We start from the raw sequence: 18,499 nt of genomic DNA on the forward strand, positions 1-18,499 counted from the left end.
CTACGCCATCTGCAGCGGGATGGTGACCGGCCCATCGTTGACCAGGTGCACCTGCATGTCGGCGCCGAACTCGCCGGTGGCCACCAACGGATGGGCGGCGCGGGCCCGGTCCACGAAATAGTCGTAGAGCCGCCGCCCCTCGTCGGGCGCTGCCGCCTGCGTGAAGCTGGGCCGGTTGCCGCCGCTCACGTCGGCCGCCAGCGTGAACTGGCTCACCACCAGCAGTCCGCCGCCGATGTCCTGCACGCTGCGGTTCATCTTGCCCGCCTCGTCCGAAAAGATGCGCAGCTTCAGGAGCTTGGCAAGCATGCGGTCGGCCATGGCATCGGCATCACCGCGCTCGGCGCACAGCAGCACGAGCAGGCCGGCGCCGATCGCGCCGACGGTCTGCCCTGCGATGTCGACGCGCGCGCTGGCCACGCGCTGGACGATGGCTTTCATGCGGCTTCCTCCTCGATGCGCGGCCCGCGCGCTTCCATGCCCAGCGGCAGCAGCTGAATGGTCACGCGCAGGCCCGGCACGGCGTCCATCAGTGCCTGTTCCAGCTCGTCGCGCATCGCGGCGGCATGCTGCAGCGTCCACTCGCCGGGCACATGCATGTGCAGGTCGGCAAAGCGGCGCTGGCCCGCGCGCCGCGTCACCATGTCGTCGAAGCGCATGCGCGTGCCTTCCGGCATGCGTGCGGCAAACTGGTCGAGCGTGGCGCGCAGCGTGGCAATGGTCTCGGCGTCGAGCGCCTCGTCCATCAGTCCCTGCGACGAGCGCCACACCAGCCTGACGCCTTCGCGCACGATGTTGAGCGCCACGCCAATGGCCAGCACCGGGTCGAGCCAGAGCCAGCCGCTGAAGTGCACGGCCACGATGCCGACCACCACCCCGGCCGAGGTCCACACGTCGGTCATCAGGTGCCGCGCATCGGCTTCGAGCGCAATCGAGCGGTGCGTCCGCGCGGCGCGGAACAGCGCAAAAGCCAGGGCCGCGTTGAAGCCCGAGCTGACCACCGAGAGTCCGAGCCCCCAGCCCAGCTGCTCGAGCGGCTGCGGCGCAAGCAGCCGCTGCACCGAGACCCAGAGGATGGCGGCCGCGGCGCCGACGATCAGGATGCCCTCGAAGCCCGAAGAGAAATATTCGGCCTTGTGGTGGCCGTAGGGATGGTCTTCATCGGCCGGCCGCGAGGCGATGGTCACCATGCCCAGCGCGAACATCGCGCTGGCAAGGTTGACGAAGGACTCCATCGCATCGGAGATCAGGCCCATCGAGTTTGTCACATAGCCCGCCAGGCCCTTGAGCAGGATGGTGACGAGCGCAACCACCACGGAAACACGAAGCAGCGTCTTGGGCGTGAAAGTCATGCAGGAAAGGCGTTGGCGATAAAAGTCGGCAAGAATGCGGCAAAGGTCCGCATCCGCGATCGAATTATCGAGCGCGGCCTCCATCCGCCGACTCCATGTATTTAATATTTGTGGCACCGCGAGACATTCGCAGAAGAATGATGATGAAAAAAATCCTGATCGCCGTGGGAGGCTTCGCCTTCTGGGGCGCAGCGGCGTTGGCGCAGACGCAGGCGCCTGCGCGTCCTGCAGGCTCCATGCCCACTGCAGAACCACAGGCAGGGTTCGTGAAATCGGTGCGGGGCAACGTGCAGCTGCTCAGTACCGCCGGCACGCCCCGCGCGGCCAATGCGGGCGATGCGCTGGCCGCCGTGGACCGCATCGTGACCGGCCCCGATTCTTCCGCCTCCGTGGTCCTGCGCGACGACACCACGCTGGTGGTCGGGCCTTCGTCGCGGCTGGACCTGAAGGAATTCCATTTCAACGCCACCACGCACGAAGGCGGCGTGCTGGTCTCGCTGCTGCGCGGCTCGATGCGCATGATCACCGGCCTGATCGGCAAGACCAACCCCGACGCGATACGGGTGGAGACGCAAACCGCCACCATCGGCATTCGCGGAACCGACTTCATCGTGCAGAGCGACGGCCAGCCATGAGGAAGACGACGACGGACCGGACCTTTCTTCTTGCTGCCACGCTGGCCACTGCGCTGCTGGCCGCATGCTCGACGCCGGGCACCCGCGTGGTGCTGCTGCCCCAGGCGGACGACAAGCCTTCTGCCGTGATCGTGCGCGCAAAGGACGGCGAGGAAGTTCTTTCCAGGCCCTATCAGCGCGCAACCGCTGCGGTAGGCGCCTCCGGCGCGCCGGTGGTCGACCAGGCCGACCCGGCCAAGGTGCAGGCGGACCACAAGGTCCTGTTCGACATGCGGCCGCCCGCGCCGCAGCGCTACACGGTGTATTTCGAAGTGGGCGGCACCACGCTCACGCCTGCGTCGCAACAGGTCATGAACGAAGCGCTGATGGCCGCGCAAAGCCGCAGCGGCAGCGACATCGTGGTGACCGGGCACACCGACACCAAGGGCGCGCTCGAGCAGAACGACATGCTCTCGCAGCGGCGCGCGCAGGAAGTGGTGCAGCTTTTCGTGGAACGGCAGTTCCCGGCCAAGCGCATCGAGGCCGTGGGCCGCGGCGAGCGCGAACTCGCGGTACCCACCGCCGACGAGGTGGACGAGCCGCGCAACCGGCGCGTCACGATCGAAGTCCGCTGACGGCCAAGCGCGCGGTGCGCCAGCCGGCGGCCCCTCAGCCGAGGGTCACGCGCGCGAACTTGCGCTTGCCCACCTGCACCACGTAGCGGCCCGCGGGCAGCTTGAGCGCCTTGTCGCTGACCACCACCGAGTCGACGCGCACGCCGCCGCCGTCGATCAGCCGGTTGCCTTCGGAGGCCGAAGGCGCGAGCCCGGCCTGCTTGAGCAGCTGCGCGATGCCCAGCGGGGCCCCGCCCAGCGACAGCTCGGGAATGTCGTCGGGCACGCCGCCCTTGCTGCGGTTGATGAAATCCTGTTCCGCGGTCTCGGCGGCGGCCGCGCTGTGGAAGCGCGCGGTGATTTCCTTGGCCAGCGCCACCTTCGCATCCTTGGGATTGCGGCCGGCCGCGATCTCGGCCTTGAGCGCCTCGATCTGCGCGAGCGACTGGAAGCTCAGCAGCGTGTACCAGCGCCACATCAGCTCGTCGGAGATCGACAGCACCTTGGCGAACATGGTGTTGGCGTCTTCGCTGATGCCGATGTAGTTGTTCTTGCTCTTGGACATCTTCTCGACGCCATCGAGCCCTTCCAGCAACGGCATAGTGAGTATGCACTGCGGTTCCTGGCCGTATTCCTGCTGGAGATGCCGGCCGACGAGCAGGTTGAACTTCTGGTCGGTGCCGCCCAGCTCGAGGTCGCTCTTCAGGGCCACCGAGTCATAGCCCTGCATCAGCGGGTAGAGGAATTCGTGCACCGAGATCGACTGGCCGGCCTTGAAGCGCTTGTTGAAGTCGTCGCGCTCCATCATCCGCGCCACCGTGTACTTGGCGGCCAGCTGGATCATGCCGCGGGCGCCCAGCGGGTCGCTCCACTCGGAGTTGTAGCGGATCTCGGTCTTTTCGGGGTCCAGCACCAGGCTGGCCTGCCGGTAGTAGGTCTGGGCGTTGGCCTCGATCTGCTCGCGGGTCAGCGGCGGGCGGGTGCTGTTGCGGCCCGAGGGATCGCCAATGGTGGTCGTGAAGTCGCCGATCAGGAAGATGACCCGGTGCCCCAGGTCCTGCAGCTGCCGCATCTTGTTGAGCACCACCGTGTGGCCGATGTGGATGTCCGGGGCGGTCGGATCGAGCCCCAGTTTGATGCGCAGCGGCGTCCCGCTGGCTTCCGAGCGCTGCAGCTTGCGCACCCATTCATCCTGCGGCAGCAGTTCGTCGGTGCCCCTGAGCGATATTTCGAGCGCTCGTCTTACACCATCCGAGAGGCTTGTGGATGTAACAGATTCGGCATTCATAGGCTTTTTTAGCTGATTTTCAGGTTGCCGAAGCTATACTCAGCCCGACTTTTCTAGCGCCGAATTCTAAGCGGCGCTTTTTCCGCACCGCCCTGCCGCCCCGTCCGACCTGGGCTTTGCAGCGCGGATTTGCAGAACCTGAGCTGGAATTCATAGTTTGATCAACGGCATTCTCGCCGCCGAGGAGCTTTTGGCTTCTCGCGTGGCCTATACATTCCGGACCTATCCCAAGCAGATCACCGCGCTCATCGCGGCTGCCTTGCTGAGCGCCGGAACCCTGGCGGTGGCCTCCCTGGGCCCCGACGCCGCCGACCTCCCGGTGCAGCAGGTCCTCGAAGCGACCGCTCCGCTGTCCTTCGCCGAACAGAGCGAATCGCTGGAAAACTTCAGCTTCACGCTGTTTCGCACCGACATCACGCGCTCCAGCGACACGGCCGAGGCCCTGCTGAAGCGCCTGGGCATCTCCGACCCGGCCGCCACCGCCTTCGTGCGCGGCAGCAGCGAAGCCCGCAATGCCCTGTTCGCCCGCGCCGGGCGCACCGTCACAGCCGAAGCCACGCAGGAAAACCAGCTCAAGAAGCTGAGCGCCCGCTGGATTCCCGACGGCGACGGCGGCTTCAAGCGCTTCGTCATCGAGCGCACGCCGGTCGGCTTCGTGGCGCTCACCGAGCGCGACACGCTGACGCCGGGCACGCGCCTGGCCAGCGGCGTCATCCGCACCTCGCTGTTCGCCGCCACCGACGACTCCCGCGTGCCCGACGCGGTGGCCAGCCAGTTGGCCGACATCTTCGCGGGCGACGTCGACGTGCGCGCGCTGCGCAAGGGCGACCGCTTCGCCGTGGTCTACGAAACCTTCGAGGCCGACGGCCAGGCGCTGCGCAGCGGCCGCGTGCTCTCGGCCGAGTTCGAGAGCGGCGGCAAGGTGCACCAGGCCGTGTGGTTCCAGCCCCAGGGCCAAAAGGGCAGCTATTACCGCCCGAACGGCGATAGCCTCCGCAAGGCCTACCTGAGCTCGCCGGTCGAGTTCTCGCGCGTGTCGAGCGGCTTCGCAATGCGCATGCACCCGATCCTCAACAGCTGGCGCCAGCACAACGGCATCGACTTCGCAGCCCCCACGGGTACCGCGGTGCGCAGCGTCGGCGACGGCACGGTCGATTTCGCGGGTACGCAAAGCGGCTACGGCAACATCGTCATCATCAAGCACCGCAACAACCAGCAGACGGCCTACGCCCACCTGAGCCGCATCAACGTCAAGGCCGGCGAGAGCATCACCCAGGGCCAGACGATCGGTGCCGTGGGCTCCACCGGCTGGGCCACCGGCCCGCACCTGCACTTCGAGTTCCGCGTGAACGGCGAATACCAGGATCCGACCTCCATCGCCCAGGAGGGCGGCGCGCCCATCACGGCTTCCCTGCGCCCGGCCTTCGAGCGCATTGCGGTCGGCGCGCGCACCGAGCTGGCGGCCGCCTTCTCGGTCATCCAGGCCAGCGCGGACTGAGCCCCGGCGCGCGGCTCGCCTTCCCATCGACGTGGCCGGCGAACTGTTCATCGGCCTGATGTCCGGCACCTCGCTCGACGGGGTCGATGGCGTGCTGGCCGATTTCGCGGATGGCCGCATCGCCGTGCGGGCCTATGCCACGGCGCCCTTTCCGGCCGCCTTGCGGGCCGAGCTGATGGCGCTCAACACCCCCGGCGACAACGAACTCCATCGCGCCGCGCTGGCCGGCAACGGCCTGGCCCGGATCTATGCCGGCGTCGCCAGCCAGCTGCTGGCGGACAGCGGCACTCCTGCCAGCCAGGTGGCGGCCCTCGGCGCGCACGGACAGACGGTGCGCCACCGGCCCACCGAGTTCGACGGCGTCGGCTACACCCTGCAGATCAACAACCCCTCGCTGCTGGCCGAGCTGACCGGCATCGACGTGGTGGAGGACTTCCGCAGCCGCGACCTGGCGGCGGGTGGACAGGGCGCGCCGCTGGTGCCGGCCTTCCACCGCGCACTGTTCGCGCGCGCGGGCCAACCCGTGGCGGTGCTGAACATCGGCGGCATTTCCAACCTGAGCCTGCTGCCCGCGGCCGATGCGCCGGGGGAGCCGGCGGTGCTCGGCTTCGACTGCGGCCCCGGCAATGCCCTGATGGACCACTGGAGCCAGCTCCATACCGGCCAGCCCTTCGACCGCGGCGGCCGGTGGGCCGCCAGCGGACAGGTGCTGCCCGGCCTGCTTGCGCGGCTGCAGGCCGATCCGTATTTTGCAAAGGCGCCTCCCAAGAGCACCGGGCGCGACCTGTTCAATCCTGCATGGCTTTCCGCCTGCCTGGCCCCGGCCATCGGCGCGGCGCCCGCCGACGTGCAGGCCACCCTGACCGAATTCACCGCCAGCGTATGTGCAGCCGACGTTCTCCGCTATGGAAGCGATAGCAAACTGCTGATCGTCTGCGGCGGCGGAGCGCTGAACGACCATCTGATCGAGCGCCTGCGCGCGCACTTGCCCGGCGTGGAAGTGGCCGCCTCCACGGCCCACGGCCTGCCTCCGCTGCAGGTCGAGGCCGCGGCCTTTGCCTGGCTGGCCCGCAGCACCCTGCGGCGCGAAGCCGGCAACCTGGCCAGCGTGACAGGCGCAAGAGGCGGGCGCGTGCTCGGGGCGATCTATCCGGCCTGACCGGGCGAAGTTGCCCTCACCCCTGGCCTGAAACTTCGGGCTGGGCGGGATGGGCGGCACGCACTTCTGCTGGCAAATGCCAGAAGATCAGCGCAGAAGCGATCGTGACGAGCCCCATGGTGGCAAAAGTGGCCTGGAAGGCATCGAGCGTCTGCTTTGCCGTCTCGAGGCCAAAAACACCGTTGTAGCCGGCCAGCACTGCGCTCGCAGCCGCCACGCCAAGGCTCATTGCAAGCATCTGGACCATCGAGAGCAGGCTGTTGCCGCTGCTGGCCATGCTGCCGTCCAGGTCCTTCAGCGTGATGGTGTTCATGGCCGTGAACTGAAGCGAGTTGACAGCGCCGAAGGCCAGCAACTGCAGGATGTGCAGCGCAGCCGGCTGGTCCGGCCCGGTCAGGCCGAAGCTGCCCATCGCCAGGCCCACCAGCACGGTGTTGGCCACCAGCACCTTGCGGTAGCCGTGGCGCGTGATCAGCGGGGTCGCGAAACGCTTCATGGCCATGCCGGCCAGCGCGATCGGCAGCATCATGAGCCCCGCCCGAAGCGGCGAATAGCCCAGCGACACCTGCAGCAGCAGGGGCACCATGAACGGCATGCAGCTGCTGCCGAGCCGCGAGAACAGGTTGCCGAGCAAGCCGATGCTGAGCGTGGGCACGCCGAACAGCGAGGGCGAGAACAGCGGCTCGGGCCGGCGCGCGGCATGCAGCCAATAGGCCACCACGCTCGCAAAGCCGAACACCAGCAACAGCAGCACGCTGACCTGGCGCAGCCCCGCGCCCGAGACACCGTCGAGCGCCAGCGAGATCGCGACCATGCCGAAGGCCAGCATCGCATAGCCCGCGCCATCGAAGCGGCGCTGGATGGCCCCGCGCAGGTCGGGCATGAAGCGCAGCGTTGCCAGGCAGCCCGCCAACCCCACAGGCACATTGATCAGGAAGATCCAGTGCCAGGAGGCGTACTGCACCAGCCAGCCGCCCAGCGTGGGCCCGAGCAGCGGCCCGATCAGCCCCGGAATGGCAACGAAGCTCATCGCCTGCAGGAACTCCCCGCGCGGCACCGTGCGCAGCAGCGTCAGCCGCCCTACCGGCAGCAGCAAGGCGCCGCCCAGGCCCTGCACCACCCGCGCAGCCACCAGCTGCCCCACGCCCACCGACAAGGCGCACAGGACCGAGCCGACGACGAACAGCACGATGGCCGAGAAGAACACGCGCCGCGTGCCGAACCTGTCGGCGATCCAGCCCGAGGCCGGAATCAGCATTGCCATGGTCAGCGCGTAGGCCACCACCACCGACTGCATGCGCAGCGGGCTTTCGCCAAGGCTCGCGGCCATGGCGGGCAGCGCGGTGTTGATGATGGTGGCGTCGAGCGTCTGCATGAAGAAGCCGATCGCCACGAGCCAGAGCAGGCTCTTGCGGGCAGGATCGATGGCCGTGGCGGCGGATGTCATGGGGCAGCGAGGGGGAAGGAAAAGCGGCAGGCAGCAAAAAGCCGCCCGAAGGCGGCTTTTTTCAAGGAACGAAGGCTGGCGGGGGCAGCATCAGCCCGGCATCAGGCCGAGAAGCTCGATCCGCAGCCGCAGGTGCTGGTGGCGTTCGGGTTCTTGATCACGAACTGGGCGCCCTGCAGGTCTTCCTTGTAGTCGATCTCGGCGCCGACCAGGTACTGGTAGCTCATGGCATCGATCAGCAGCGACACGCCGTTCTTGGTCATGGTGGTGTCGTCTTCGTTGGTGATTTCATCGAAGGTGAAACCATACTGGAAGCCCGAGCACCCGCCGCCCTGCACGAACACGCGCAGCTTGAGGTCGGGATTGCCCTCTTCGGCGATCAGGTCGGCCACCTTGGCAGCCGCGCTGTCGGTGAAGACGATCGGTTCGGGCATCTGGGTCTGGATGTTTTCGGCAACAGCGCTCATGGGGGATAACTCCTTGGGGGCCGTACATGCGGCCAATGAACCAATGCTACTGCAATGCCGCATTCCTGGCTGGCGGATGGCAGCGAGCACCCAACGCAAGTGGGGTCGAACGCACATCCGCCAAGGCCGCGGCAATGAAAAAGCCGCCCGGAGGCGGCTTTTGTTCGCAATGAACAGGATCAGCGCTTGCTGAACTGCTTGCGGCGGCGTGCAGAGTGCAGACCGACCTTCTTGCGCTCGACTTCACGTGCATCGCGCGTGACGTAGCCGGCCTGGCTCAGCACCGGCTTGAGGCTTGCGTCGTAGTCGATCAGCGCACGGGTGATGCCGTGGCGCGTTGCGCCGGCCTGGCCCGATTCGCCACCGCCATTGACGTTGACCATGACATCGAATGCTTCGAGGTTGTTGGTCAGCACCAGGGGCTGCTTGGCAATCATGATCGAGGTTTCGCGGCCGAAGAACTCTTGGATGTCCTTGCCGTTGACCGTGATCTTGCCGGTGCCCTTTTTCAGAAACACACGGGCGACGCTCGATTTGCGACGGCCGGTGCCATTGTTCCATTCACCAATCATTCTCAAGGCTCCTTACAGTTCCAGCACTTTGGGCTGTTGGGCGGTATGCGGGTGCTCTGCACCACCGTACACCTTGAGTTTCTTGATCATCGCGTAGCCGAGCGGGCCCTTGGGCAGCATGCCCTTGACGGCCTTTTCCAGGGCGCGGCCCGGGTGCTTGGCTTGCATGTCGCGGAAGTTCGTGGCCGTGATACCGCCCGGGTAGCCCGAGTGACGGTAGTAGACCTTGTCGATCGGCTTGGCGCCGGTGACGCGCAGCTGGGCTGCGTTGATGATGACGATGAAGTCACCGGTATCGACGTGAGGCGTGTAAATGGCCTTGTGTTTGCCGCGCAAACGGAGAGCAACTTCGCTGGCTACTCGTCCGAGGACCTTGTCGGTCGCGTCAATCACAAACCACTCGTGCGTCACGTCAGCGGGCTTGGCGCTGAACGTTTTGGTCATGAGTTTTCTCTATAAAGAGGGTTTGGCGAGCCCTTTTCCACGGTCGGCGTTCCTCTGACGGGAATCTCTTAGGTGGGGATAATCTCCGCCGCGGGGCTACAAAAACGCTGCGAAGCCCGCGATTATACGAAGAATCGGCCAATCGGGGCAAATTTGGGCCCAGCGGCCGTCCAAGCCGTTACCATCGACCCCATGTTCAGTTACCGCCACGCCTTCCACGCCGGCAACCACGCCGACGTGCTCAAGCACACGGTGCTGATTGCCACGCTCGACCACCTGCTCGAAAAAGAGGCAGCTCTGACCGTGGTCGACACCCACGCCGGCGCCGGCCTGTACCGCCTGGACGGCGACTACGCCGGCACCAGCGGCGAGGCCGCCGAAGGCGTGCTGCGCCTGCTGGCGGACAAGAAAGCACCTGCCGCCCCGGCCCCTGCCGCCAAATCCGCCGCCAAGAAGGCCGCCCCCGAAGCCGAGGCGCCCCTGGCCGATGCGATTGCGCGCTACCTGAGCGTGATCCACGACTTCAACCCCAAGGGCGGCGCCCGCATCTATCCGGGTTCGCCTTTCATCGTGCAGCACCTGCTGCGCGACCACGACAAGCTCAAGCTGTTCGAGCTGCACCCCACCGATGCCCGCACGCTGGACGCCAACATCGCCCAGCTCGAGGCGGGCCGGCAGATCGCGGTGCTGCGCGAGGACGGCTTCGGCAGCGCCACCAAGTTCCTGCCGCCGCCCTCGCGCCGCGCGCTGGTGCTGATGGACCCGAGCTACGAGATCAAGAGCGACTACGGCCGCGTGCTCGACTTCGCGGCCGAGGCGCTCAAGCGCTTTGCCACCGGCACCTACGCCATCTGGTATCCGATCATTCCGCGCCCCGAGGCGCACGACCTGCCGCGCCGGCTCAAGACCCTGGCCACCAAGGCCGGCAAGCCCTGGCTGCACGCCACGCTCACGGTCAAGTCGAGCAAGCTGACCACCACGCCCACGGGTGAAACCCAGCGTCCGGGCCTGCCGGCCAGCGGCATGTTCCTGATCAACCCGCCCTACACGCTGAAGCCGTTGCTGGCGGCCGCGCTGCCCCAACTGGCGGAGCGGCTGGCGCAGGACCGGCACGCCACCTTCTCGCTCGACGCGGGCGGCTAGGCCCGGCGGTCTTTCGCTGCTTCAGCGGCGGCGGCGCGATGGCACTTTCACCTGGCGGCGCGCGGGTGCGGGCGCAGCCGCCGGCGCCTGGGCCTGCGCCACGTCTTCCTCCACCTCGGAGCCGCCGCAGCGCATGCCTTCGCGGTCGATGATCGTCAGCGCCACCTGCTTGATGCCGAGCCCGATCAGCCCGATGCGCTCGGCCGCGCCGCGGCTCAGGTCGATGATGCGGCCCTGCGCATAGGGCCCCCGGTCGGTGATGCGCACCAGCACCTCGCTGCCGTTGACGAGGCTGCGCACGCAAACGCGGGTATTGAACGGCAAGGTCTTGTGGGCCGCCGTCATGGCCATCATGTCGAAGCGCTCGCCGCTCGCGGTCTTGCGCTGGTGGAACTGGATGCCGTACCACGAGGCCCCGCCGCGCTCGAAGATCTCGCGCGGGCCGCTGTCCCCGGGCACGCCGTCGTCGGCCTCGCCAATTCCCGATACCGCGAGGTCGTAGCGCACCGAAGGCACGCTCGAGCGGGCCGGGGCGCCCGGCGGCACCGCCAGCTTGCGCGGCAGGGGCAGCAGCTTGGCGTCCTCCTTGTCGGCCGGCCCGCCCTCGGTGGCCGGCGGCATGGCGCAGCCGGCCAGCACGCAGGTGGCCGCGACGAGCGCAATGCGAAGCGAAGTGAGCAGCCGATGGCCTGCCCCAGGACGCCACCCCTTCAACCGAGGCGCTCCAGTACAGCCAGCGTGGCCGCCGACTGGTTCATCGTGTAGAAGTGCAGCGCCGGTGCGCCTCCACCCTGCAGGCGCGCGCACAGGTCGGTCACCACGTCGAGTCCGAAGGCCTTGATGGAGGCCGTGTCGTCGCCGAAGCCCTGCAGCCGCAGGCGGATCCAGCGCGGGATCTCGGCGCCGCAGGCATCCGAGAAGCGCATGAGCTGCGTCGAGCTGGTGATCGGCATGATGCCCGGCACGATCGGCAGGTCGAGCCCGAGCTTGCGGCTGTCGTCGACAAAGCGGAAGTACGCCTCGGGACTGAAGAAATACTGCGTGATCGCCGAGTCGGCACCGGCCTTCACCTTGGCGGCGAAGGCCTGCAGGTCGGCCTCGGGCGAACGTGCCTGCGGATGCACCTCGGGGTAGCAGGCCACCTCGATGTGGAAGTCGCGCCCGGTCTCCTCGCGGATGAAGGCCACGAGGTCGCTCGCGTACTGGAACTCGCCGCCGATGCCATAGCCGCTCGGCAGGTCGCCGCGCAGGGCGACCAGGCGCTTCACGCCCATCGCCTTGAGCTCGGCCAGCTGCTCGCGCACGGTGGCGCGCGTGGCGCCGATGCACGAGAAGTGGCTGGCGGCATCGACACCCTCGGACAGGATCTCCTGCACCGCGCCGAAAGTGCCCTGGTGCGTGGAGCCGCCCGCGCCGTAGGTCACCGAGCAGAACTCGGGCTTGCGCGCATACAGCTGCTGGCGCACCGCGCGCAGCTTGACCGCGCCTTCGGGCGTCTTGGTCGGAAAGAACTCGAAACTCAATGGAAGGCGCACCTGCGTCTCCTAGGAACCGTTCGCAGTGTCCGCGCGAACGGCGTGAATGAAAAACTCGCGGTTGCCGTCGCCGCCCGCAATCGGGCTGTCGAACCACCGCAGCACGCGCAGCCCGAGCGCCTCGCAGGCGTCGCGCAGGCGCTTCTCGACCACCGCGTACATCGACGCGTCGCGCACGATGCCGCCCTTGCCGACCTGTCCCGGCTGCAGCTCGAACTGCGGCTTGACGAGCATCAGCAGCTGGCCGTCGCCGGCCAGGAACGGCACCACGGCCGGCAGCACCAGCGTGAGCGAGATGAACGACAGGTCGCCGACGATCAGGTCGAAGCGCAGGTCGGAAGGCGCTTCGCCTTCTTCTTCCTGCAGGTCGTCCGGCGACAACGCACGCGCATTGACGCCTTCGATGGCCACCACGCGCTCGTCCTCGCGCAGCTTCGGATGCAGCTGCCCGTGGCCGACGTCGACGCCCACCACCTTGGCCGCGCCGGCTTGCAGCAGGCAGTCGGTGAAGCCGCCGGTCGACTGGCCCACGTCGAGGCACAGCTTGCCGGCGGCGCTGACGCCGCTCGCCGCCAGCGCGCCTTCGAGCTTGAGCCCGCCGCGCGAGACGTAGCGCGCCTCGGCCGCGTCGTCGAGCTCGACCTCGGCGGACTCGGGCACCTCGTCGCGGTTCTTCACCACCGAGCGCCACGCGTCCGCGCTGCCCGCATCGCGCCAGCGCATGCCGCCGGCAATCAGCCGCACGGCCTGCGAACGCGACGCGGCCAGGCCACGCTCCACCAGCAATTGGTCGGCGCGCATCAGTACCGGTACGTGTCCGGCTTGTAGGGGCCGTTCTTGCTCACGCCGATGTAGGCGGCCTGCTCGTCCGTCAGCTCGGTCAGCATCGCGCCGACCTTCTTCAGGTGCAGGCGCGCGACCTTCTCGTCGAGGTGCTTGGGCAGCACATAGACCTTGCCGGCCTGGTAGGCGTCGGGCTTGGTGAAGAGCTCGATCTGGGCGATGGTCTGGTTGGCGAACGACGACGACATCACGAAGCTCGGGTGGCCCGTGCCGCAGCCCAGGTTCACGAGGCGGCCCTTGGCCAGGAGGATGATCTTCTTGCCGTCCGGGAAGGTGATGTGGTCGACCTGCGGCTTGATCTCTTCCCACTCGTACTTCTCGATCGACGCAACATCGATCTCGTTGTCGAAGTGGCCGATGTTGCAGACGATCGCCTGGTCCTTCATGGCGGCCATGTGCTCGTGGCGGATCACGTCGCGGTTGCCCGTGGTGGTCACGAAGATGTCGGCCTTGTCGGCGGCATATTCCATGGTGACGACCTTGTAGCCTTCCATCGCGGCCTGCAGCGCGTTGATGGGGTCGATCTCGGTCACCCACACCTGGGCGCTCAGCGCACGCAGCGCCTGGGCCGAGCCCTTGCCCACGTCGCCGTAGCCGGCCACGCAGGCCACCTTGCCGGCGATCATCACGTCGGTCGCGCGCTTGATGCCGTCCACCAGCGATTCGCGGCAGCCGTAGAGGTTGTCGAACTTGCTCTTGGTGACCGAGTCGTTCACGTTGATGGCGCGGAACAGCAGCGTGCCCTTGGCGCTCATCTCGTTCAGGCGGTGCACGCCGGTGGTCGTTTCCTCGGTCACGCCGATGATCTCGGCCGACTTGCGGGTGTACCAGGTCGGATCGACCGCCAGCTTGGCCTTGATGGCGGCGTAGAGGATGCGTTCTTCCTCGCTGGTGGGCTTGGCGAGCACGCCCAGGTCCTTCTCGGCGCGCTGGCCCAGGTGCATCAGCAGCGTGGCGTCGCCGCCGTCGTCCAGGATCATGTTGGGGCCTTCGCCCTGCGAACCCTTGGGGCCGAAATCGAAGATGGCGTGGGTGTAGTCCCAGTAGTCCTTCAGCGACTCGCCCTTGATCGCGAACACCGGCGTGCCGGCGGCGGCAATCGCGGCGGCGGCATGGTCCTGCGTTGAGAAGATGTTGCACGAAGCCCAGCGCACGGTGGCGCCGAGCGCCTGCAGCGTCTCGATCAGCACGGCCGTCTGGATCGTCATGTGCAGCGAGCCCGTGATGCGCGCGCCCTTGAGCGGCTGCGCCTTCGAGAATTCCTCGCGGATGGCCATCAGGCCGGGCATTTCGGTTTCCGCGATCTTGATTTCCTTGCGGCCCCAGGCGGCCAGCGAGAGATCGGCAATCGCCTGGTCGGCGGTGGAAACGGGGGTGGGCTTGAGAACAGCGCTCATGAGAACTCCAACAAAGCTAGTTTGAAAGGTGCCACTGCGTTCGGGGAAAAGACTCACCGCGAGAACAGCGGGTGAGCGTGGTTGCGATGTGGTCCGAGCCTCACGCCTGGCGGCGCTGCAACGCTCCTCGGAACCGCGGATTGTAGACGGGGCGCCAAGGCGAGCCAATCGCCGGGGCATCCCACATGCCGGAAAGCGCAATTCGCATCCGGGGCGTACATTGACTTGACCCCAACCCCGGAAGTTCCACCCATGCGCTTGTCCAGACTCTCCACTGCCCCTGCCCTGCTGGCCTCGGCCGCCTTCCTTCTTCTTGCCGCCGGCGCGCCGGTCCCGGCCTCTGCGCAGGCCGCCTCCGATCCGGTGCGCATCCGCGGCACCATCGTGCGCGTCGACGCCAAGGCCCTCGTGGTCCAGGACCGCGGCGGCGAGGTCGTCAGCCTGGCGCGGCCGGCCGACATGGCCGTGTCGGAGGTCTACCCGATCAAGCTGTCCGACATCAGGCAGGGCAGCTTCATCGGCACCGCCGCCATGCCGCAGGCCGACGGCACGCAGAAGGCGCTCGAGGTGGTGGTGTTCCCCGAGGCCGCGCGCGGCACCGGCGAAGGCCACCGCCCCTGGGACCTGCTGCCGCAGAGCACCATGACCAACGCCACCGTGGCCGACCTGGCCGCGGCGCCGAAAACCGTGCGCGGCGGGCAGCAGCTGCGGCTGACCTACAAGGGCGGCGAAAAAACCGTCATCGTGCCGCCCGACGTGCCGGTCGTGACCTTCCGCCCCGGTACCGAGGCGCTGCTGGTGCCCGGCGCCAAGGTGCTGGTCAATGCGCAGGAAAGGAACGGCGTGCCCACGGCGCTGCGCGTCACTGCCGGGCGCAACGGCTTCGCGCCGCCGATGTAGCCCAAGGGAAATCCCGCAGGCAAATCCTGCCGCCGCGGCGCCGCGGGCGGGCTGCCGCGGCGTATCGTGGCGAGGCCCGGCCCGCCGGTCCTTGCCATTCACCCGTTCCTTACCCGACACAGGAGATACCGCACCATGGCCACTGCCAAGAAAGCCGCCGCGAAGAAGACCACCGCCAGCAGCAGCACCCGAGCGGCTCCCGACGCCGCCGACATGCTCGACCCCATGAAGAATCTCAAGGCCATGACCGACCGCCTGCAGGACCTCAACCTGACCGGCGGCGCGAGCAAGCTGCTCGAGAGCGGCCAAAAGGACCTCCAGGCGCTGATGCAGGCGAACCAGAAGTCCTACCAGGGCCTGCAGACCGTGGTGCAGCGGCAGACCGAGATGATCAAGAGCGCCATCGCCGAATGGCAGACGGCCGCAAAGGAAATGCCCGGCAAGGATGCCAAGGCCAACCTCGCCAAGCTCGACGAGCTCGGCCGCCAGTCGTTCCAGCGCGCCATCGACGACATCAAGGAGCTGGCCAACCTGGCCGCCAAGTCGCAGGCCGATGCGTTCGAGCTGGTGCGCCAGCGGATCCAGGCCAATGTGGATGAAGTGACGAAGCTGCTGCAGCGCAAGTAAGGCGTTTTCGGCGGGTCGGGCAGGCGGCTCGGGGCTGCCTTCTAAAATCGGGCCATCCCCCCGCAGATTGCCCCATCTTGTCTTTTCTCTCCGAAACCCGCCGCCGTCGCACCTTCGCGATCATTTCCCACCCCGACGCCGGCAAGACCACGCTGACCGAGAAGCTGCTGCTGTTCTCGGGCGCGATCCAGATCGCCGGCTCGGTGAAGGCGCGCAAGGCCTCGCGCCACGCCACCTCCGACTGGATGGAGATCGAGAAGCAGCGCGGCATCTCGGTAGCCTCGTCGGTGATGCAGATGCTGTACCGCGACCACGTGATCAACCTGCTCGACACGCCCGGCCACAAGGACTTCTCGGAAGACACCTACCGCGTGCTCACGGCGGTCGACTCGGCCCTGATGGTGATCGACGCGGCCAACGGCGTGGAGGCGCAGACGCGCCGGCTGATCGAGGTCTGCCGCCAGCGCGACACGCCCATCATCACCTTCGTCAACAAGATGGACCGCGAAGTGCGCGAGCCGCTCGACATCCTCGACGAAGTGGAGCGCGAGCTCGGCATGCCGTGCGTGCCGATGACCTGGCCCGTGGGCCAGGGCAAGAGCTTCCGCGGGATCATGAACCTGCGCACGCAGACGATGACGGTGTTCGAGTCGGGCAGCGAGCGGCTGCCGCACGACTTCGAGACCATCGCCCTCACGGAGCGCGACACGCTCACCAGGCGCTTCGGCGCCGATTTCGAATCCGCCATGGACAGCATGGAACTGGCCACCGGCGCCTCGCCCACCTGGGACCGCGAAGCCTTCCTGGCCGGCAAGCAGACGCCGGTGTTCTTCGGCTCGGGCGTGAACAACTTCGGCGTGATGGAGGTGCTCGATGCGCTGGTCGACCTTGCGCCCTCCCCGCAGTCGCGCACCAGCACCACGATGGTCAACCGCCAGCCGGTGGTGAAGGAGATCCAGCCCGAGGACCGGGACTTCGCGGGCGTGGTGTTCAAGGTGCAGGCCAACATGGACGCCAATCACCGCGACCGCATCGCCTTCGTGCGCATGGCCTCGGGCAAGTACACGCCGGGCATGAAGCTCAAGGTGCAGCGCACGTCGAAGGAGCTGCGGCCGACCAGCGTCGTGACCTTCATGAGCCAGCGCCGCGAGGCGGTCGAAGAGGCCTACGCCGGCGACATCGTGGGCTTCACCACGCATGGCGGCGTGCAGCTGGGCGACACCATCACCGACGGCGCGAGCCTGCAGTTCACCGGCCTGCCCTTCTTTGCGCCCGAGCTGTTCATGACGGTGATCCTGAAGAACCCGCTGCGCACCAAGCAGCTGCAGCAGGGCCTGGCCCAGCTCGGAGAGGAAGGCGCCATTCAAGTGTTCCGCCCCGAGATCGGCGGGCCGATGCTGCTGGGCGCCGTCGGGCAGCTGCAGTTCGAGGTGGTGCAGCACCGCCTGAAGGCCGAGTACGACGCCGACGTGCGGCTCGAAGGCTGCCAGTACACCGGCGCACGCTGGATCACCGCCGATTCGCCGGCCGAGCTGCGCGAGTTCGTCAACGCGTACCCGCAGCGCATGGCCAAGGACGCGGCCGATACGCTGGCCTTCCTGTGTACCTCGCCCTACGACGTGCGGCTGGCGCAGGAGCGCTTTCCGAAGATCCATTTCCATCCGCTGCGGGAGCACGCGGGGCTGGCGCTGCAGAACGCGGGCTGACGCGGGCTCAGCTGCCCGTCGAGGCGTAGTGGCGCAGCCCGATGCGCCATGCGCCGAAAGCCGCCGCGAGGAACGCAAAGCCCGCGAGCGGCGACACCATGCCCACCCAGGCGGGCGCGCCCAGCGGATCCGGCTTGCCGAGGATCACGAGCGCCGGGTAGTACGCCACGCAGGCCAGCGGTACGATGAAGGTCAGCACGCGCCGGAACCACTGCGCATAGAGCGCCAGCGGGTACTGCGCCGCCTGCACGCCACCGTAGGTGAGCACGTTGGCGATCTCCAGGCTCTCGACGGTCCAGAATGACAGCGTGCCCTGCAGCACCAGGATGCCAAGGAAGAGCGCGATGCCACCGGCCAGCGCGAACAGGAAGATGGCCACTGCCCCGGGGGTCCACGCGATGTCGGCCTGCACGGTCGCGAACACCAGCACGCTCAGGCCCTGCAGCAGCCGGCCCAGGCGGCTGATGCGCACGTCGTGCCCCATGAGCTGCAACGCCAGCGGGCGCGGACGCAGCAGCAGCCGGTCGAAGGTGCCGGTGCGCAGGAACTCGGTGCCCAGCACGTCGAAGCCGCGGCCCAGCGCGTCGGCGATGGCGAACATGCAGTTGACCAGGCCGTAGAACAGCGCCACTTCGCCGATGGCCCAGCCCTGCACTTCGCCGAAGCGATGGAACAGCGCCCAGACGGCAACCGCCTCGATGCCTGTGCCGAGGAACTGGCCCAGGGTCAGCAGCAGGGCCGAGACGGGGTATCTCGCCTGGCCGCTGATCGAGGCGGCCATGAGGCGGAAAAAAAGAGGGAGCGAACCCATTTCAGTGGCTTCCGCTGGTTGTGTTTTTTGCGCTGCTGTTCTTGTTCAGGGCGCGTGCACAGGCCACCGGGTACTCCCCTCC

At 67.5% G+C, this 18,499-nt stretch carries 20 protein-coding genes and 1 riboswitch; of the genes, 8 read left to right on the top strand and 12 right to left on the bottom strand.

The window, feature by feature from the left end; translation table 11 throughout:
• Complete coding sequence (gene dtd, locus ACAM58_RS23145) at nt 1-441, bottom strand: D-aminoacyl-tRNA deacylase (protein ID WP_307595648.1); 441 nt, start codon at nt 439-441, stop codon at nt 1-3.
• Nucleotides 438-1,352 (bottom strand): cation diffusion facilitator family transporter, encoded by a 915-nt coding sequence (locus tag ACAM58_RS23150; protein WP_369663633.1) that lies wholly within the window; start codon nt 1,350-1,352, stop codon nt 438-440. Before ACAM58_RS23150 ends, dtd begins: the two co-directional genes overlap by 4 nt.
• A 140-nt stretch (nt 1,353-1,492) precedes the next feature.
• Here ACAM58_RS23150 and ACAM58_RS23155 point away from each other — a divergent pair, with 140 nt between their 5' ends.
• Both ACAM58_RS23155 and ACAM58_RS23160 read left to right on the top strand, forming a co-directional pair.
• Nucleotides 1,493-1,987: a FecR family protein gene (locus ACAM58_RS23155; RefSeq protein WP_341461361.1), complete on the top strand. Its 495-nt coding sequence runs from the start codon at nt 1,493-1,495 to the stop codon at nt 1,985-1,987.
• On the top strand, nt 1,984-2,601 hold the full coding sequence (locus ACAM58_RS23160) for an OmpA family protein (protein WP_369663634.1): 618 nt from the start codon (nt 1,984-1,986) through the stop codon (nt 2,599-2,601). Before ACAM58_RS23155 ends, ACAM58_RS23160 begins: the two co-directional genes overlap by 4 nt.
• A gap of 34 nt (nt 2,602-2,635) precedes the next feature.
• Here ACAM58_RS23160 and tyrS read toward each other — a convergent pair whose 3' ends face one another.
• On the bottom strand, nt 2,636-3,868 hold the full coding sequence (gene tyrS / locus ACAM58_RS23165) for a tyrosine--tRNA ligase (protein ID WP_018906186.1): 1,233 nt from the start codon (nt 3,866-3,868) through the stop codon (nt 2,636-2,638).
• Nucleotides 3,869-4,025: 157 nt separating this feature from the next.
• On the opposite strand from tyrS, the gene ACAM58_RS23170 reads away from it, so the two are divergent.
• On the top strand, nt 4,026-5,366 hold the full coding sequence (locus ACAM58_RS23170; RefSeq protein WP_015867435.1) for a M23 family metallopeptidase: 1,341 nt from the start codon (nt 4,026-4,028) through the stop codon (nt 5,364-5,366).
• A 31-nt stretch (nt 5,367-5,397) separates the two neighbouring features.
• Nucleotides 5,398-6,525, top strand: coding sequence for an anhydro-N-acetylmuramic acid kinase (locus tag ACAM58_RS23175; protein ID WP_369663635.1), 1,128 nt, complete (start codon nt 5,398-5,400; stop codon nt 6,523-6,525).
• Between the two features lie 16 nt (nt 6,526-6,541).
• Here the strand turns inward: ACAM58_RS23175 and mdtD are convergent, their stop codons facing one another.
• From mdtD to rplM, 4 genes are all read right to left on the bottom strand, one after another.
• Nucleotides 6,542-7,972 carry a multidrug transporter subunit MdtD gene (mdtD, locus tag ACAM58_RS23180; protein WP_278875008.1) on the bottom strand — a complete coding sequence of 477 codons (1,431 nt, stop codon included), beginning with the start codon at nt 7,970-7,972 and terminating at the stop codon, nt 6,542-6,544.
• Nucleotides 7,973-8,073: 101 nt separating this feature from the next.
• Nucleotides 8,074-8,439, bottom strand: coding sequence for an iron-sulfur cluster insertion protein ErpA (gene erpA / locus ACAM58_RS23185; RefSeq protein WP_007827949.1), 366 nt, complete (start codon nt 8,437-8,439; stop codon nt 8,074-8,076).
• Between the two features lie 179 nt (nt 8,440-8,618).
• Nucleotides 8,619-9,011: a 30S ribosomal protein S9 gene (rpsI, locus tag ACAM58_RS23190; protein ID WP_015867438.1), complete on the bottom strand. Its 393-nt coding sequence runs from the start codon at nt 9,009-9,011 to the stop codon at nt 8,619-8,621.
• 12 nt (nt 9,012-9,023) lie between these two features.
• Entirely contained in the window at nt 9,024-9,455 is a 432-nt protein-coding gene (gene rplM / locus ACAM58_RS23195; protein WP_015867439.1) for a 50S ribosomal protein L13, read from the bottom strand.
• 192 nt (nt 9,456-9,647) lie between these two features.
• Here rplM and ACAM58_RS23200 point away from each other — a divergent pair, with 192 nt between their 5' ends.
• Nucleotides 9,648-10,598: a 23S rRNA (adenine(2030)-N(6))-methyltransferase RlmJ gene (locus tag ACAM58_RS23200; RefSeq protein WP_018906183.1), complete on the top strand. Its 951-nt coding sequence runs from the start codon at nt 9,648-9,650 to the stop codon at nt 10,596-10,598.
• Between the two features lie 21 nt (nt 10,599-10,619).
• Here the strand turns inward: ACAM58_RS23200 and ACAM58_RS23205 are convergent, their stop codons facing one another.
• The 4 genes from ACAM58_RS23205 to ahcY form a co-directional block, all read right to left on the bottom strand.
• The gene (locus ACAM58_RS23205; protein ID WP_307595703.1) at nt 10,620-11,219 is read right to left on the bottom strand and encodes a septal ring lytic transglycosylase RlpA family protein; all 600 of its coding nucleotides are present in this window, start codon (nt 11,217-11,219) and stop codon (nt 10,620-10,622) included.
• An 89-nt stretch (nt 11,220-11,308) separates the two neighbouring features.
• Complete coding sequence (metF, locus tag ACAM58_RS23210; protein WP_018906181.1) at nt 11,309-12,133, bottom strand: methylenetetrahydrofolate reductase [NAD(P)H]; 825 nt, start codon at nt 12,131-12,133, stop codon at nt 11,309-11,311.
• A gap of 9 nt (nt 12,134-12,142) precedes the next feature.
• On the bottom strand, nt 12,143-12,934 hold the full coding sequence (locus tag ACAM58_RS23215) for a TlyA family RNA methyltransferase (protein ID WP_015867443.1): 792 nt from the start codon (nt 12,932-12,934) through the stop codon (nt 12,143-12,145).
• The gene (gene ahcY / locus ACAM58_RS23220; protein ID WP_018906180.1) at nt 12,934-14,373 is read right to left on the bottom strand and encodes an adenosylhomocysteinase; all 1,440 of its coding nucleotides are present in this window, start codon (nt 14,371-14,373) and stop codon (nt 12,934-12,936) included. Before ahcY ends, ACAM58_RS23215 begins: the two co-directional genes overlap by 1 nt.
• A gap of 66 nt (nt 14,374-14,439) precedes the next feature.
• Nucleotides 14,440-14,508: riboswitch (S-adenosyl-L-homocysteine riboswitch) on the bottom strand.
• 117 nt (nt 14,509-14,625) lie between these two features.
• On the opposite strand from ahcY, the gene ACAM58_RS23225 reads away from it, so the two are divergent.
• The 3 genes from ACAM58_RS23225 to ACAM58_RS23235 all read left to right on the top strand — a co-directional run bounded on the left by ACAM58_RS23225 (nt 14,626) and on the right by ACAM58_RS23235 (nt 17,606).
• Nucleotides 14,626-15,273 (top strand): hypothetical protein, encoded by a 648-nt coding sequence (locus ACAM58_RS23225; protein WP_015867445.1) that lies wholly within the window; start codon nt 14,626-14,628, stop codon nt 15,271-15,273.
• Between the two features lie 135 nt (nt 15,274-15,408).
• On the top strand, nt 15,409-15,900 hold the full coding sequence (gene phaP / locus ACAM58_RS23230; RefSeq protein ID WP_015867446.1) for a TIGR01841 family phasin: 492 nt from the start codon (nt 15,409-15,411) through the stop codon (nt 15,898-15,900).
• Nucleotides 15,901-15,977: 77 nt separating this feature from the next.
• A complete protein-coding gene (locus tag ACAM58_RS23235; RefSeq protein WP_369663636.1) occupies nt 15,978-17,606 on the top strand; it encodes a peptide chain release factor 3 in 1,629 nt (542 codons plus the stop codon).
• Nucleotides 17,607-17,613: 7 nt separating this feature from the next.
• On the opposite strand, the gene ACAM58_RS23240 is transcribed toward ACAM58_RS23235, so the two are convergent.
• Entirely contained in the window at nt 17,614-18,417 is an 804-nt protein-coding gene (locus ACAM58_RS23240) for an ABC transporter permease (RefSeq protein ID WP_369663637.1), read from the bottom strand.
• Nucleotides 18,418-18,499: the final 82 nt, after the last annotated feature.

The organism is Variovorax sp. V116 (assembly GCF_041154435.1).
Taxonomy (GTDB): Bacteria; Pseudomonadota; Gammaproteobacteria; order Burkholderiales; family Burkholderiaceae_C; genus Variovorax; species Variovorax paradoxus.